This window comes from Streptomyces sp. NPDC004752 (assembly GCF_053601275.1).
Map to the genome: position 1 here is coordinate 1 of NZ_JBSGBN010000076.1, position 13,770 is coordinate 13,770.

General features: G+C 72.9%; 14 protein-coding genes and 1 pseudogene. 5 read left to right on the forward strand and 10 right to left on the reverse strand.

Annotated elements, in window-relative coordinates; genetic code table 11:
- Nucleotides 1-3 precede the first annotated feature (3 nt).
- Nucleotides 4-222 (reverse strand): hypothetical protein, encoded by a 219-nt coding sequence (locus tag ACWEKM_RS28085; RefSeq protein WP_451624031.1) that lies wholly within the window; start codon nt 220-222, stop codon nt 4-6.
- Between the two features lie 407 nt (nt 223-629).
- Entirely contained in the window at nt 630-1,181 is a 552-nt protein-coding gene (locus ACWEKM_RS28090) for a hypothetical protein (RefSeq protein ID WP_451624032.1), read from the reverse strand.
- Between the two features lie 209 nt (nt 1,182-1,390).
- On the opposite strand from ACWEKM_RS28090, the gene ACWEKM_RS28095 reads away from it, so the two are divergent.
- Both ACWEKM_RS28095 and ACWEKM_RS28100 read left to right on the forward strand, forming a co-directional pair.
- The gene (locus tag ACWEKM_RS28095; protein WP_451624033.1) at nt 1,391-1,621 is read left to right on the forward strand and encodes a DUF397 domain-containing protein; all 231 of its coding nucleotides are present in this window, start codon (nt 1,391-1,393) and stop codon (nt 1,619-1,621) included.
- A 122-nt stretch (nt 1,622-1,743) separates the two neighbouring features.
- The gene (locus ACWEKM_RS28100; RefSeq protein WP_451624034.1) at nt 1,744-2,664 is read left to right on the forward strand and encodes a helix-turn-helix domain-containing protein; all 921 of its coding nucleotides are present in this window, start codon (nt 1,744-1,746) and stop codon (nt 2,662-2,664) included.
- A gap of 55 nt (nt 2,665-2,719) precedes the next feature.
- Here ACWEKM_RS28100 and ACWEKM_RS28105 read toward each other — a convergent pair whose 3' ends face one another.
- Complete coding sequence (locus tag ACWEKM_RS28105; RefSeq protein WP_451624035.1) at nt 2,720-3,538, reverse strand: SAM-dependent methyltransferase; 819 nt, start codon at nt 3,536-3,538, stop codon at nt 2,720-2,722.
- 168 nt (nt 3,539-3,706) lie between these two features.
- Here ACWEKM_RS28105 and ACWEKM_RS28110 point away from each other — a divergent pair, with 168 nt between their 5' ends.
- Nucleotides 3,707-4,603: a Gfo/Idh/MocA family protein gene (locus ACWEKM_RS28110; protein ID WP_451624036.1), complete on the forward strand. Its 897-nt coding sequence runs from the start codon at nt 3,707-3,709 to the stop codon at nt 4,601-4,603.
- Here ACWEKM_RS28110 and ACWEKM_RS28115 read toward each other — a convergent pair.
- Entirely contained in the window at nt 4,600-4,944 is a 345-nt protein-coding gene (locus ACWEKM_RS28115) for a hypothetical protein (RefSeq protein ID WP_451624037.1), read from the reverse strand. The two genes, ACWEKM_RS28110 and ACWEKM_RS28115, sit on opposite strands and share 4 nt — an antisense overlap.
- A gap of 74 nt (nt 4,945-5,018) precedes the next feature.
- Nucleotides 5,019-5,919: pseudogene (locus tag ACWEKM_RS28120) on the reverse strand (GNAT family N-acetyltransferase).
- Between the two features lie 248 nt (nt 5,920-6,167).
- On the opposite strand from ACWEKM_RS28120, the gene ACWEKM_RS28125 reads away from it, so the two are divergent.
- Together ACWEKM_RS28125 and ACWEKM_RS28130 are read left to right on the forward strand one after the other, a co-directional pair.
- The gene (locus ACWEKM_RS28125) at nt 6,168-7,271 is read left to right on the forward strand and encodes a PP2C family protein-serine/threonine phosphatase (protein ID WP_451624038.1); all 1,104 of its coding nucleotides are present in this window, start codon (nt 6,168-6,170) and stop codon (nt 7,269-7,271) included.
- A 243-nt stretch (nt 7,272-7,514) separates the two neighbouring features.
- Entirely contained in the window at nt 7,515-7,982 is a 468-nt protein-coding gene (locus tag ACWEKM_RS28130; protein WP_451624039.1) for a hypothetical protein, read from the forward strand.
- Between the two features lie 28 nt (nt 7,983-8,010).
- On the opposite strand, the gene hypE is transcribed toward ACWEKM_RS28130, so the two are convergent.
- The 5 genes from hypE to hypB are packed head-to-tail and all read right to left on the reverse strand — an operon-like array spanning nt 8,011 to nt 13,770.
- Nucleotides 8,011-9,078 (reverse strand): hydrogenase expression/formation protein HypE, encoded by a 1,068-nt coding sequence (gene hypE, locus ACWEKM_RS28135; RefSeq protein ID WP_451624040.1) that lies wholly within the window; start codon nt 9,076-9,078, stop codon nt 8,011-8,013.
- Nucleotides 9,071-10,195, reverse strand: a complete 1,125-nt coding sequence (hypD, locus tag ACWEKM_RS28140; RefSeq protein ID WP_451624041.1) for a hydrogenase formation protein HypD — start codon at nt 10,193-10,195, stop codon at nt 9,071-9,073. Before hypD ends, hypE begins: the two co-directional genes overlap by 8 nt.
- Entirely contained in the window at nt 10,192-10,488 is a 297-nt protein-coding gene (locus ACWEKM_RS28145; protein WP_451624042.1) for a HypC/HybG/HupF family hydrogenase formation chaperone, read from the reverse strand. Before ACWEKM_RS28145 ends, hypD begins: the two co-directional genes overlap by 4 nt.
- 34 nt (nt 10,489-10,522) lie before the next feature.
- Nucleotides 10,523-12,916, reverse strand: a complete 2,394-nt coding sequence (hypF, locus tag ACWEKM_RS28150; protein WP_451624043.1) for a carbamoyltransferase HypF — start codon at nt 12,914-12,916, stop codon at nt 10,523-10,525.
- Nucleotides 12,913-13,770: a hydrogenase nickel incorporation protein HypB gene (gene hypB, locus ACWEKM_RS28155; RefSeq protein ID WP_451624044.1), complete on the reverse strand. Its 858-nt coding sequence runs from the start codon at nt 13,768-13,770 to the stop codon at nt 12,913-12,915. The genes hypF and hypB overlap by 4 nt, the downstream gene beginning before the upstream one ends.

Genomic DNA, 13,770 nt, shown 5'->3' on the forward strand with positions numbered 1-13,770 from the left:
GGCTCAGGGCGCTCCGGTACCCGGCAGCGGGTGCCCGCGCTGCCACTGTGAGGGCGGGGCCGGGGGCGGCGGCAGCGCGGCACCGGGCGGCCCCGGCGACCGCAGCGGCAGCATGACCGCCTCCACTTCCCTGCGCAGGCGGTCGGCCTCACTGCGCACTCTCGCGGGTATGTCGCCGCGTTCCGCGACGAGTCGGTCGTAGATGGGGGAATCCTGGAACACCCGTCAAAGCGCCTTTCCGAGCACGGCCCATGGACATGGGCACAGCTGACGAGTGTAAGGACCGGCGCCGCTCCTGGTGGACGTTCCCCCCACAGCACGTGAAACCGGCGCTCCCGCCGGGGGCGTACGGCGGCCGGTGCGGCCGTCATCCGGCGAGCGGCAGTCCGCCTGCCACCACGAACGCCCTGGTGCGCGACGGGTGTTCGTCGCGGTGGAGGTGGTCGAGCGGGCTCTGCGACGACCATGCCTTCGTCGAGTGAGCTCTGCGACGACAAGGCCGTCGACCGTGTTCCTCTCCGGTGGCCGTACCGGTTGGGCAAGCGCTCCCTGCCCTGCCGTTCCGGTCCTACGCCCGCCCCTGGCGCGTACTCCGGTGCCGTGGGCATGCCGGACGGGGAGGAGGACGGCTACTCCCCCAGTGTGCGGGCCAGTTCGCTGGTCGCCCGGGCGACCTCGGGTCCGTCGGCGGACGGCAGGTGACGGATCAGGCCGCGGCCCGACCGGACCGCCTCCCGGGCGTTGCGCTCCCAGACGACGTGGTTCTCCCGGTGGTTGAGCAGCTTGGGGTAGACGGCGGCCGTGTCCTCCCACTGGCGTGCCGCCGCGATACTGCCGAGGAGTTCGATGATCTGGGCGCGGCAGGCGAGGCCGGGCAGTTGGGCGAGTTCCCAGAGGAAGGGCACGGTGGCGGCCGTGGCCTGTTCCACGACGAACCCGTACTGGCAGATCCGCTCCCGCAGTTCGCCGAGCGCCTGTCGGACCCGGTCCTCGTCGGCACCGGCGATGGCGTGGAGCAGCAGCGGGATGCCCTCGGCGGATCCGGTGGAGTCCTTGATCTCGCGCCAGGGCACCTCGTCGACGGCGGCCAGCGGCGTGGCCGCCGGCGCCCGAAGCGCTGGCGTCGCAGGTTCGGTCCGCCGGGTGCTTAAGGGATGGGTCCGGGACGCAGGCGATGACACGACATCTCCCTGATTCGCTGTCAGGTCATGAACGCCGGCCGGCTACGGGCTGACGTCGTCGTTATTATCCATGTCAACAGCGCCTGTGTGCAATTGCACGGGAAATTGCGCGAAAAGTGGGTAGGGAACCCTGGTCCCGCTCCCGGCGGCCTCGCGGCAGGCGAGCTGTCCGCTCCCCGGGCGGGACATGAACACGCAAGGAGGCTGTGATGTCATCCGTGCCGAACGGGGTGCGAGCCAGTTCGCTGGACGCCCGGTGGATCAAGAGCAGGCGCAGCAATGCCGAGGGCAACTGTGTGGAGGTCGCTGCCCTGACCGGCGGCTATGTCGCGGTCCGCAACTCCCGCGACCCGGACGGGCCCGCGCTCGTCTACACGCCCGCCGAGATGGCCGCCTTCCTGGCGGGCGCGAAGGAGGGCGAGTTCGACCATCTGCTGTAGCCGCACTCTCCCGCGGCGCACCTCCCCGGAGCCCAACGTCCCCTCTATGTCGGGGACATGGTCCGAGGTGCGCCGCGTGCGCTAGCCTGACGGTCTCCGCCGCCGGTCTGCCGGGAGCAAGGATGTCAGCCGAGTCCCCTCGCGTCTCCCGCCTCGAACCCTATCTGGACCGGGCCGAACCCGCCCCGACTTTGCTGAAAATGCTGGTCGGCGTCCAACTGGCGGGGTTTCGTGAGGACGCGGGGCTGGCCCAGGAGCAGGCGGCGCGGGCCGTCGGCTTCAGCGCGGCGAAGCTGTCCCGTATCGAGTCCGGCAAGGGCCGACGGCCCCCGTCCGAGGCCGATGTCCGGGCCCTGCTGACGCTGTACGGCACGGACGCCTACGAGGCCGCGGTCCTGCTGAGGCTGCTCGGGCGAGCCGGGGAGCCGGGCTGGTGGCAGCGGTACGACAAGCGGCTGATGCCCGAGTGGTTCGACCGGCTGGTCGGTCTGCAGGAGGCCGCCGTCGCGATCCGTACGTTCGAGATCCAGTATGTTCCGGGGCTGTTGCAGACGCCCGCCTATGCCCGCGCGGTGGTGCGGCGGGGCCTTCCGACGGCGCCCGAGAACGAGGTGCGCAGGCGTGTCGAACTGCGCATGCGGAGGGCGGAGTTGCTGGAGCGCCCGGATACTCCCCAGGTGTGGGTGATCATCGACGAGTCGGTACTGCTGCGCGTCCTCGGCGGCCCCGAGGTGATGCGCGAACAACTGGAGCACCTGCTGCGGACGGCGCAGCGGCCGCATGTCACCCTGCAGATCGTCCCGCTGGACGTGACGAACGCCTCGGCGCCCTCGATCCCCGTCACCTATCTGCGGTTCGGCGGGCTCGACCTGCCCGATGTGGTCTATCTGGAGCACATCAGGAGCGCCAACTTCCTTGAGGACCGGGACGAGACCGAGGAGTACCGGGTGGCCCTGGACCGGCTGGCCGACGAGGCGTTGCAGCCGCGGCAGTCCGTGGACCTGCTGGGCCGGATCATGACGGAGCGTTACCCGGGCCGCTGAGAACACCGGTCGGGCCGTGCGCGCACGGCCCGCCTCCGTTTGCGCGGATGTCCGGCTAGCCGATGCGGCCGACGCCCCCGAACTCAATCCACTCGTGGGTGAGTTGGCGCGGGGCCACCTCCGAGTCCGGACGCCAGGTCGACACCTCGACCAGGCCCGGTTCCAGAATCTCCAGGCCCTCGAAGAGTTCCGCGACGTCCTTCTCCTGCCGCACCCGGCCCCAGTTGCCCTGGGTGGTCCGGTCCATGAAGTCGGTGACGAACGCGCGGACCTCGGGATCCTCGCTGACCAGCTGGCACATCACCAGGAAGCTGCCGGGGGCGAGGCGCTCGGCGACCCGGCGGGACAGGGCGGGCGGGCCGTCGGTGTCGCTGTCGGGGAGACAGTGCATGACCGACACGAAGAGCACGCCCACCGGTTGGGAGAAGTCGATGAGCCGCTGGGTCTCGGGGTGCCCGAGGATCGCGTCGGTGTCGCGCATGTCGGCCTGGATGACGGCGGTGCGCTCGTCCTGCTCCAGCAGTGCCCGGCCGTGCACCAGCACCATGGGATCGTTGTCGACGTAGACGACATGGGACGTGGGGTCGACGGACTGCGCGACCTGGTGCACATTGTCCTGGGTGGGCAGCCCGGAACCGTGGTCGAGGAACTGCCGGATGCCGTGGTCCCGGGCGAGGGTCCGCACGACGCGTTGCAGGAAGCGGCGGTTGTTGACGGCGAGCCGCCGGGTGCTCGGCACCACCTTGTCCAGCTCTTCGCACGCCGCCCGGTCGGCCGCGTAGTTGTCCTTGCCGCCGAGGTAGTGGTCGTACATCCGCGCGGCCGTCGGCACGGTGGGGTCGATCTCCCTGGACGGCTGGCTTCCCGTGTGCATCGTTCCCCCGGTACGTACCGTGTCAACTGGCCGGTGATAACAGGGAGTACATCCTAGGGACTGTGCCGTGCTCGCGGTAAGCCCACACACGGACGATCTGTGAAACCCTCACCCAGGACCGGCGACCCGCGCCGGTCGTCACGCTCCGCCCCCTGGAGAGGCAGCGCGATGCGCATCGGACTGCTCGGCACCGGCCCTTGGGCACAGATGGTCCACGCCCCCGCCCTGAGCGGGCACGGCGAGGTGGAGTTCACCGGAGTGTGGGGACGGCGCGCGGAAGCCGCCGCCGAGCTGGCGGACCGGCACGGCACCCGGGCCTACGACGACGTGGACGACCTGCTCGCCGACGTGGACGCGGTCGCCGTCGCGCTCCCGCCGGATGTCCAGGCCGTGCTCGCCGCGCGGGCGGCCCGCGCGGGGCGCCATCTGCTGCTCGACAAGCCGCTCGCCGCCACGGTGGCGCACGGCCGCGAGGTGGTCGAGGCCGCTCGGGAGGCCCAGGTCGCCTCCGTGGTGTTCTTCACCATCCGGTTCCAGCCCGAGGCCGACGCCTGGATCGCCGAACAGGCGGGCAGGGGCGGCTGGTTCACCGCGCGGGCGCAGTGGCTGGGCTCGGTGCTGACGACGGACAGCCCGTTCGGGGCGTCGCCGTGGCGCCGGGAGAAGGGCGCCCTCTGGGATGTCGGGCCGCATGCGCTGTCCGTGCTGCTGCCGGTACTGGGCGAGGTGCGCCGGGTGACCGCGGCGGCGCACGGGCCCGGTGACACCGCGCATGTGGTCCTCGACCATCTCGGCGGCGCCTCCAGCACGTTGACGCTGAGCCTGACCGCCCCGCCGGCGGCGGCGGGCGCCACCGTCGAACTGCGGGGCGATGCGGGAGTGAGCACGCTGCCTCAGAGCGCGGGCGACGCCCTGTCGGCCTACGGCCGGGCCGTGGACGCGCTGCTGGACGCCGCGCGCACGGGCCGTCCGCACCCGTGTGACGCCGCCTTCGCCCTGACCGTGACCGAGATCCTCGCCGCCGCCGACTCCCTGCGCGGCGACCGGACCGCCGACCGGGCCTAGGCCCTGTCCTCCCCCTCCTTCTCGAACGGCTCGTCGCTCCAGCGGAACCAGGCCCGGTCCCCCTCGATGTGCAGCAGGAACTCGGGGACCGGGCCGTCCGGGGAGATCAGTCGGACCCGTCGGCGGATCTCGTCCTGGACGCCCTCCCAACGCTCCCGGTGTCCCTCGTCGTCCTCGTCGGTCAGGGCGAGTTCGCGGGCGAACAGATCACGGACTGAGGCGAAGGCCGGCCCGGGGGTGAACCGCCCGGACAGCCACGGGAAGTCGGCTTCGTCGATCAGGATCTCGCCGACCGCCTCGTCCCCGCCGCGCACGTACCAGACATCGCCGTCGAACCCCATGCCCGCCTCCGCCGTCCTTCGTCGTTCAGCCCAGTTCAGCCCTGTTCAGCCCAGTTCAGCCCGTCGTAAGGATGTCACTCGCCCCTGACATCGGCCTGGGGATGGCGATGGAAATGGACCCGTTCGCGTACGACGGGGTATCCGGCCCGGGAGAAGTGCGCGGCCATGGGGAAGTTGCCCCGGTCGGTCGCCGCGGCGATGGCCGTGGCGCCGCGCTCGACCAGGTAGTGGGTGCACTCGGCGAGCAGGTCGTAGGCGTATCCGTGTCCGCGCTGCTCCGGCAGTACCCCGATGAAGCCGATGCAGAGCACCTCGGGGTTGTGCGCGGGAATGTGGATGCCGACGGGCTCGCCCTGCGGGGTGTGCGCGACCTGCCACCAGGCGCGCGGCGACGGACACCACCGGAAGAAGTCGATCTCCTCCTGGGCGGCCGGCTCCACTCCGCCCTTCTCGATCGCCCTGCGGGCGTGTGCGTCCAGGGTGACGGAGTGGATGCGGCGCAGCGCGTCGAAGAACACCGCGTCGTCGGGTTCGGGCCCAAAGACGAGCCGTCCAGGCCGTGCGGGCAGTCCGCACGGCGGCGTCCACCGGTAGACGAAGCGCTCGACCAGGTGCCGGTAGCCGGCCGCCCGCGCCGCGGCGAAGCGGATCTCGGCGGCGGCCTTGCGTGCTGCGGGCACGTCGCGCCAGCCGCCGGGCAGGTTGAACTCAAGGTCGTCGACCTGCCAGGGCGCGGTCCGCAGCAGTGCGGCCCCCGCTTCCTCCTGGCCCTCGGCCACGTCGAACCAGTCGACCACGCGGGGCCGCGAGTCGTCGGGTCCGCCCCACCACCCGGCCGTCGCGCAGGGCCACCCGCTTCCAGTCGGGCCGGTGCCGGGTCAGCCGGTGCGCCTCGCGTGCGCGCAGCGGGTCGGGCAGGGTGTCGAAGAGATGGACGGTGTGCCCGTCGAGCGTCCGAATGACCGGATCGGTCACGGATTCCTCCGGGATGCGTACGTAAGGGTGCGCTCCCGGTCAGGTCAGACGTGGCACGCCGGGGCTACGGGGAGGGAGCGCTGGGTGAGGGTCAACCACATGGCACTCGCCTCCTTCGTCGTGTCTCGGGCGTGCGCCGCCACGCTAGGCGCGGCCGGGCTCCGGGTCCACTGCTTTTTCCGGTTCTCCGGCGGCGGCCCGGGGGCTCGCGGGCGGCCGTGTGCCGGGGCCGGGCGTAGCGTGGGCGTGTGAGAACGGTCCGCGGCCGGCCCCGGCGCCGGTTCCGGGACGAGCGCGGCTGGCTGCGGGGAGCGCCGCCGCCGCGCTGGGTGCGGGTGCTGCCGGTCGCCCTGCTCGCGGCGGTCACCACGGCCACGCTGCTCAGCCGCAACGCGCTCGACATCGGTTTCCTGCTGGGGGCCATCCCGCCGCTCACCGTCCTGTCGTACGGGCCGCTGGCCACGGCGGTCATGGGAGCCCTGGTGGTCGTCGTGCTGAACGTGCCGGCCACCCATCTGAACCGGCCCGGCAACACCGATCTGCTCACCATCGTCTTCGTCGTCCTGCTGAGTGTGTTCGTCTCCTACGTGCGCGGTCGGCGGGACGCCCAACTGGTCACCGAGCGCACGGTCGGGCGGGCCGTGCAGCGGGCCATCGCGCCCCCGCTGCCGGAACGGGTCGGCGACATCGGGTGTTCGGGGCTGTACCGGGCCGCCCAGCGCGGGACGCTGGTCGGCGGGGACTTCTTCGACGTGCGCGACGGCCCGTACGGGGTACGGGCGGTGATGGCCGATGTGCAGGGGCACGGGCTGGCCACCGTGCCCACCGTGGTGTCGTTGCTCGGAGCCTTCCGGGAGGCGGTGCTCGACCAGCCGGATCTGGAGGGGGTCGCGGCCCGGCTGGACCGCAGGCTGACGGCGGACTCGGCGGGCGAGCGGCACGCCGAGATGTTCGCCACCGCCGTGCTGCTGGAGTTCTCCGTCGACGTCCGCGCGGTGCGGATCGTGGTCCGCGGGCATCCGCCGCCGATACTGCTGCGCCACGGTCAGGCCCGCGAGATCGGTGTCAGCCCGGGGATCCCGCTGGGCCTCGGCCCGTTCGGGGTCGATCCGCCCAAGGAGGTCACCGTGGGTCTGGAGCCCGGTGACCGGCTGTTCCTGGCCTCGGACGGGGTGTGGGAGGCGCGGGACGCCTCCGGCGCCTTCTACCCGCTGGGCGAGCGGCTTCGCTCGCTCGCCGCCGAGGACCCGGCCGCGCTGACCGCCCGCGTGTGGGCGGACCTCCTGGACCACACCGACGCCGTCCGGGACGACGCCACCATGCTGGTCCTCACCCCGCTGCCCTCCGGGTGAGTCACGCCGGCAGCGGACGTCCGCATCAGCTTCGGACGAGCGACGGCACCGGTGGAGACGAGCGACCGTGCCGGTGGAATCGAAGGTCGAGACGCCCGATCCGAGTACCAGAGTGTCTGCCGAAAAGCGCCAGGGCGCGCCACCCTATCCCCGGCTTAGAAATATCTACAAGGATGCTGCATATGCCGGGTTGGTGTGCCGTACGGTGCGGCCCTCTCGTGCGCCCGGCAGCCGGAGCGGCAGATGACGGACGTGATGTGGATGCGGGGCGTGGAATGGCTGGCGGCGGCCTCCTGCGACCCCCGGGCCTGCAAGCGGGAGTGGGACCAGGGCGACGGCATCGCCCTCCTGGAGGCGGGGCGCTACTGGGACGTGCTCAGCGTCCCCGACGAGTTGGGGCTGCTCACCCTCGACCTGCTGTGGAGCCCGTCCCTGCCGCTGCCGGGCCCCACGCTCGCGGACGGCAGCGCCCACCGGGTCGGCTTCTTTCTGCCGCCCGATCCGGGCAGCCACTGGGTCGGGGCCGGGCTGCGGCACGCGAGCAGAGGCGCCTGGGTCGCGGTGCCCCCGCCGTACCGTCCGGCCGGGCTCATGGAATGGCTGGTCCCGCCGGACGGATCGGGCGCCCTGCACGCCCCGACCGCGCTGGAGCTGGCCCTGCGCCAGGCGCACGGCACACTGGCCGTCCTCCAGCCGCCGGACTTCCACTGAGCCCGGCGGCTCGCACACCAAGGGCCGCTCAGCAGATCCGCGGCAGCTGCTCCCCGAGCGGCATGTCGACCACCCGTGTGCCGCCGAGACCGGTGCGGGCCACCACCATCCCGGGGTGCTCCGCCACCGCCTCGCCGATGATCGCGGCCTGCGCGCCCAGCGGATGGGCCCGCATCGCCGCCAGCACTGCATCGGCGTGCTCGCGCGGGACGAACGCCACCAGTTTGCCCTCGTTGGCGACGTAGAAGGGGTCGAGGCCCAGCACGGCACAGGCACCGGCCACGGCCGGCGGGACCGGCACATCGCGTTCCGCGATGACGACACCGGTGCCCGACGCGGACGCGATCTCGTTGAGGGAGGCCGCGAGCCCCCCGCGGGTGGGATCGCGCAGGACGTGCAGATCGGGGGTGACGGCGAGCATGGCCGCCACCAGGCCGCCGAGCGCCGCGCAGTCGCTGACGATCTCGACCCCGAACTCCAGGCCCTCGCGCACGCTCAAGATGGCCACGCCGTGCACCCCGACCGGCCCGCTGACGATCACCACGTCACCGGGCACCACCCGGGCCGGGCGCAGATCGACACCGGCCGGGATCAGGCCGATGCCGGCCGTGTTGACGAAGACGCCGTCGCCGTGCCCGGACTCGACCACCTTGGTGTCGCCCGTCGCGACCTCCACGCCCGCGGTCCGCGCGGCGGCGCCGAGCGCCTCGGCCACCCGGGAGACGGTCTCGATCTCCACCCCCTCCTCCAGGATGAATCCGCAGGAGAGGTAGGCGGCCCGGGCGCCGCTCATGGCGAGGTCGTTGACGGTGCCGTTGACGGCGAGGTCGCCGATGCTGCCGCCGGGGAAGAACAGCGGCCGCACCACGAAGGAGTCGGTGGAGAAGGCCAGCCGGACCCCGCCCAGGCGGAGCGCGGCCGCGTCGCCCAGTTCGGCGAGGGCCGCCCCGCCGAAGGCGGGTACGAAGACCTGCTCGACCAGTTCGGCGGAGAGTGTGCCCCCGCCGCCGTGGCCCAGGACCACGCGGGGCCTCTCGCGCAGCGGGGCCGGGCAGGTCCAGCCGGTGATGTCCAGGGTGTCGGTGGTGTCAGGCAACGGGGCTCGCCTCCCGGGGCGCGGGCGTGGTCTGAAGGCGTCGATAGAGGTAGTAGGCGGCGCAGGCGCCCTCGCTGGAGACCATGGTGGCGCCGAGCGGGGTGCGCGGGGTGCAGCGGGTGCCGAACATCTCGCACTCATGGGGCTTGAGCAGGCCCTGCAGCACCTCGCCGCTGCGGCACTCGGCCGGTTCCTGGGTGCGGATGCCGTCGACGGAGAACCGCAGTTCGGCGTCGTAGTCGCGGTATCTGCCGGACAGTCGCCAGCCGCTGTCGGGGATCACGCCGATCCCCCGCCAGGAGCGGTCGGTGACCTCGAAGACGTCCTCCAGCATGGCCTTCGCGGCGGGGTTGCCCTCGGCGCGCACGGCCCGCGGGTAGGCGTTGTCGACGGTGTGCTCGCCGCGTTCGAGCTGCGCCACGGTCCGGCGTACGCCTTCCAGGATGTCCAGCGGTTCGAAGCCGGTGACGACGATGGGCACGCGGTGGCGCTGCGCCAGCTCGGGATACTCGCCGAGGCCCATGACGGTGCACACGTGCCCGGCGGCGAGGAATGCCTGCACCCGGCAGCTCGGCGAGCCCATGATCGCCTCGATGGCCGGGGGCACCCGCACATGCGAGACCAGCAGGCTGAAGTTGCGGATGCCCAGCCTGCGGGCCTGGTGGACGGTCATCGCGTTGGGCGGCGCGGTGGTCTCGAAGCCGATGCCGAAGAACACCACCTCGCGGTCCGGGTTCTGCCGTGCGATCCGCAGGGCGTCCAGCGGCGAGTAGACGACCCGTACGTCGCCGCCCTCCCCGCGCACCTGGTACAGGTCGCGGCCCGTCCCGGGCACCCGGAGCATGTCGCCGAAGGAGCAGAAGATCACCTCGGGGCGGGCGGCGATCTCCAGGGCCTTGTCGATGACCTCCAGCGGTGTGACACACACCGGGCAGCCCGGACCATGGATCAACTCGACCTGTTCGGGCAGGAGTTGGTCGATGCCATGCCGGATGATGGAGTGCGTCTGCCCGCCGCAGACCTCCATCAGCGCCCATGGCCTGCTCACTGTGGCGTGGATCTCGTCGAGCAGCCGCCGGGCCAGCTCCGGGTCCTGGAACTCGTCGATGTACTTCACCGGTGCGCCTCCTCGCCGGCGGGCGCGGCGCCCGCGGCCGCCTCCCAGGGGTCGCCGAACTCCTCCTGGAGCATGCCGAGTTCGGCGAAGAGTTCGAGCGTCTGCCGGGCCGACTCCTCGTCGAGCCGTTGCAGGGCGAAGCCGACGTGCACGATGGCGTACTCGCCGACCTGAAGGTCGGGCAGGTATTCCAGGCACACCTCCTTGACCACGCCGCCGAAGTCGACGGTGGCCACCCGGGTGCCGTCCCGTTCGTCGATGTCCAGCACTCTGCCGGGTACCGCCAGGCACATGGGCCTCTCCTCGCTGTGGGGTGTGCGTCGGTCGTCAGGGGGTCGTCCCGCTCGGGTCGCCGGCCCGGGCGGCCACCATCAGCTGCCCGAGGGCCAGTCCCCCGTCGCCGGGCGGGACCAGGTGGTGGCGCAGCACGGTGAGACCGTCCGCGGCGAGGGCCGCGGCGCAGGCCGAGGAGAGCAGGGAGTTGAGGAACACGCCGCCGGTGAGGGCGACGGTGTCCACCGCGTGGCGGTCCCGGGCCCGCAGGCAGACGCGGTGCACGAGGCGGGCGACGGCGCGGTGGAAGCGGGCCGCGATCGACGCCGCGGGAAGGCCGGCCCGCAGATCGTCGACGACCGCGGCCAGGACGGGCGCCGGGTCGGCCCGCAGCGGACCGTCACCGGCTCCGGGCTCACGCACGGCGAAGGCGTAGGCGGTGGTGTCCCCGCCGGGCGCGGACAGCGCGGCGGCCTCCAGTGCGACGGCGGCCTGCGCCTCGTGCCCGGCCCGGTGGCAGACGCCGGCGAGGGACGACACCGCGTCGAAGAGGCGGCCCATGCTGGAGGTGGGCACACAGTTGATGCCTCGCTCCAACTGCCGGGAGAGCACGGTGAGTTCGGTGGAGGGGCAGGCGGTCACACAGGGCAGGTCGGCGGACCAGTCGAGCCCGGCCGCGCGCAGGTGCGCAAGCGCCATGCGGTAGGGCCGGTGCACGGCGGCGTCGCCGCCGGGCAGGGGTACGTAGGCCAGGTGCCCGAGGCGGCGGAAGCCGGCGTAGTCCGCGAGCAGGAACTCCCCGCCCCACACCGCTCCGTCGTCGCCGTGTCCGGTGCCGTCGAAGGCGACGCCGAGCACCGGCCTGGTGCCGTCCAGTCCGTGCTCCGCCATTGCGGCGGCGATGTGCGCGTGGTGGTGCTGGACGCGGACCACCCCGCGTCCCGCGGCGTTGCGGACGGCCCACTGGGCGGAGCGGTAGCCGGGGTGCCGGTCGGCCGCGAGAAGCCGGGGCCGCACCGACGTGATCGACTCCAGCTGTGCCACGGCACGGGTGAAGGCGCGCTGGGTGGCGAGGTCGTCCATGTCGCCGATGTGGGCCGACAGCCAGGCCCGCCGCCCCTGACCGAGACAGAACGCGTTCTTCAGGTCGCCGCCGACCGCGAGGGCCGGGCGCACCGGCACGGGCAGGTCCAGCGGCAGTGGCGCATAGCCCCGGGCGCGGCGCACGATGAGCGGCTTCCCGTCGCACAGCCGCACCACGGAGTCGTCGCACGGCACCTGGATCGGCCGGTCGTGGGTGAGCCAGGCGTCGGCCAGGTGCGCGAGCCGCTCCAGGGCCTCCCCCTCGTCGGTGACGATCGGTTCGCCGGACACGTTGCCGCTGGTCAGGACGAGCAGCCGGGGGCCCTCGGGATCCCCCGGCAGGCCCAGCAGGAGGTGGTGCAGCGGGGTGTAGGGCAGCATGACGCCGAGGTCGGGGCTGCCGGGCGCGACCTGCTCGGCCGGGCGCGGTCCGCCCGATCGTGCTGACCCGGCGTCGGCGCGGCGGCGCAGCAGCACGATCGGACGGGCCGCACCGCCGAGCAGTTCGCGCTCCGCGGCGGTGAGCGACACCAGATGCTCGATGTCGTCGGGGCCGCGTGCCATGACCGCGAACGGCTTGTCGCCCCTCGCCTTGCGGCGCCGCAGCAGCGCGACGGCCTCGGGGTCGGTGGCGTCGCAGGCCAGGTGGTAGCCGCCGAGCCCCTTCACCGCGAGGACCGCTCCCCGGGCCAGCAGTCGGCGCGCCGCGGACACCGGGTCCGGGTCCGTGCTCTCCTCGATGGCGCCGTCGACCCGCGGAGGGCGAAGGAGCAGGCGCAGCCGCGGGCCGCAGTCCGGGCAGGCGACGGGCTGGGCGTGGAAGCGCCGGTCGGCGGGGTCGGCGTACTCGCGGGCGCAGCGCGGGCACAGCGGGAAATCGGCCATCGTGGTGTGCGCCCGGTCGTAGGGCAGGCCGGTCACGATCGTGAAGCGGGGCCCGCAGTGGGTGCAGTTGACGAAGGGGTGGCGGTGGCGCCGGTCGGCGGGGTCGGCCAGTTCACCGAGGCACGTCGGGCAGGTCGCCGTGTCCGGGGGGATCAGCGCGCCGGGCCGGCCGCCGGACCGGGAGGCGAGGATGGTGAACGCGCCGTCGCCGGCGGCGGGCACGTCCTGGTGGTCGACGCCGTCGACGCGGGCCAGCGGCGGGGCGCCCGGCGCGAGGCGGGCGCAGAACCGGTCGACGGCCTCGGGGCCGCCCTCGATCTCGACGACCACGCCGTCGGGGGTGTTGGTGACGTGTCCGGTCAGGCCGAGCGAGGTGGCGAGGGCGTGGACGTACGGCCGGAAGCCGACGCCCTGGACCACGCCGCGCACGGTGACCCGGCGGCGCAGGACCGTCCCGCCCGGGGCCCCGGTGACGCTCACGAGCGGGACGGGACCGCGGCGTGGGCGTGCCCTGGGTGCTCGTGCCCTACGTGCTCGTGCCCGATGTGCTCGTGCCCTACGTGTTCGTGCCCGATGTGCTCGTGCCCCACATGCTCGTGCCCCACATGCTCGTGCCCCACATGCTCATGCCCCACATGCTCATGCGGGCTGCGGGCCATGACGGGGGTGTGCGGCGGGGCGCCGTCCGCGGCGGCCAGGGCCCGGGCCAGCAGGATGCCGAGCCCCCGCCGCCCGCGCACCGAGGTCAGCACCACCTCGACGCCCGGGTTGACCTGTTCGACATGGGCACGGAACGCCGCCTCGTCGAAGTCGACGGCCGCGGCGATGTCGGTCTTGGTGACGACCACCAGGTGGGCGAGGCCGAACGCGGTGGGGTACTTCAGCGGTTTGTCCTCGCCCTCCGTCACCGAGGCGAGGACCACCCGCAGGGTCTCGCCGAGGTCGTAGGAGGCCGGGCAGACGAGGTTGCCGACGTTCTCCACGAACAGCAGCCGCGTGGGCCTGGGCAGCCAGTCCTCGATGTGCCGGGCGAGCATCCCGGCCTCCAGATGGCACAGCCCGTCGGTGAGGATCTGCTTGACCGGAGCGCCGGAACGGGCGAGCCGTGTCGCGTCGTTCTCGGTGGCGAGGTCGGCGGTGAGCGCGGCGACCGGCACGGACCGCTCGCGGGCCAGGGTGAGTTCATGCTCCAGCAGCGCGGTCTTACCGCTGCCGGGGCTGGAGAGCAGGTTGACGACCGTGGTGCCGCGGGCCGCGAGCCGGGCGCGCAGGGCGTGCGCGGACTCGTCGTTCCTGGCGAGCACGGACTGGTGCAGATCCATCGCACGACACAT

What these genes read in the sequence shown, in the direction of transcription:
- ACWEKM_RS28095 (WP_451624033.1), top strand. Translation starts at nt 1,391, where the DNA reads ATGTCATCCGTGCCGAACGGGGTGCGAGCCAGTTCGCTGGACGCCCGG.
- ACWEKM_RS28100 (WP_451624034.1), top strand. Translation starts at nt 1,744, where the DNA reads ATGTCAGCCGAGTCCCCTCGCGTCTCCCGCCTCGAACCCTATCTGGAC.
- ACWEKM_RS28105 (WP_451624035.1), bottom strand. Translation starts at nt 3,538, where the DNA reads ATGCACACGGGAAGCCAGCCGTCCAGGGAGATCGACCCCACCGTGCCG.
- ACWEKM_RS28110 (WP_451624036.1), top strand. Translation starts at nt 3,707, where the DNA reads ATGCGCATCGGACTGCTCGGCACCGGCCCTTGGGCACAGATGGTCCAC.
- ACWEKM_RS28115 (WP_451624037.1), bottom strand. Translation starts at nt 4,944, where the DNA reads ATGGGGTTCGACGGCGATGTCTGGTACGTGCGCGGCGGGGACGAGGCG.
- ACWEKM_RS28130 (WP_451624039.1), top strand. Translation starts at nt 7,515, where the DNA reads ATGACGGACGTGATGTGGATGCGGGGCGTGGAATGGCTGGCGGCGGCC.
- ACWEKM_RS28145 (WP_451624042.1), bottom strand. Translation starts at nt 10,488, where the DNA reads ATGTGCCTGGCGGTACCCGGCAGAGTGCTGGACATCGACGAACGGGAC.
- hypB (WP_451624044.1), bottom strand. Translation starts at nt 13,770, where the DNA reads ATGTGTCGTGCGATGGATCTGCACCAGTCCGTGCTCGCCAGGAACGAC.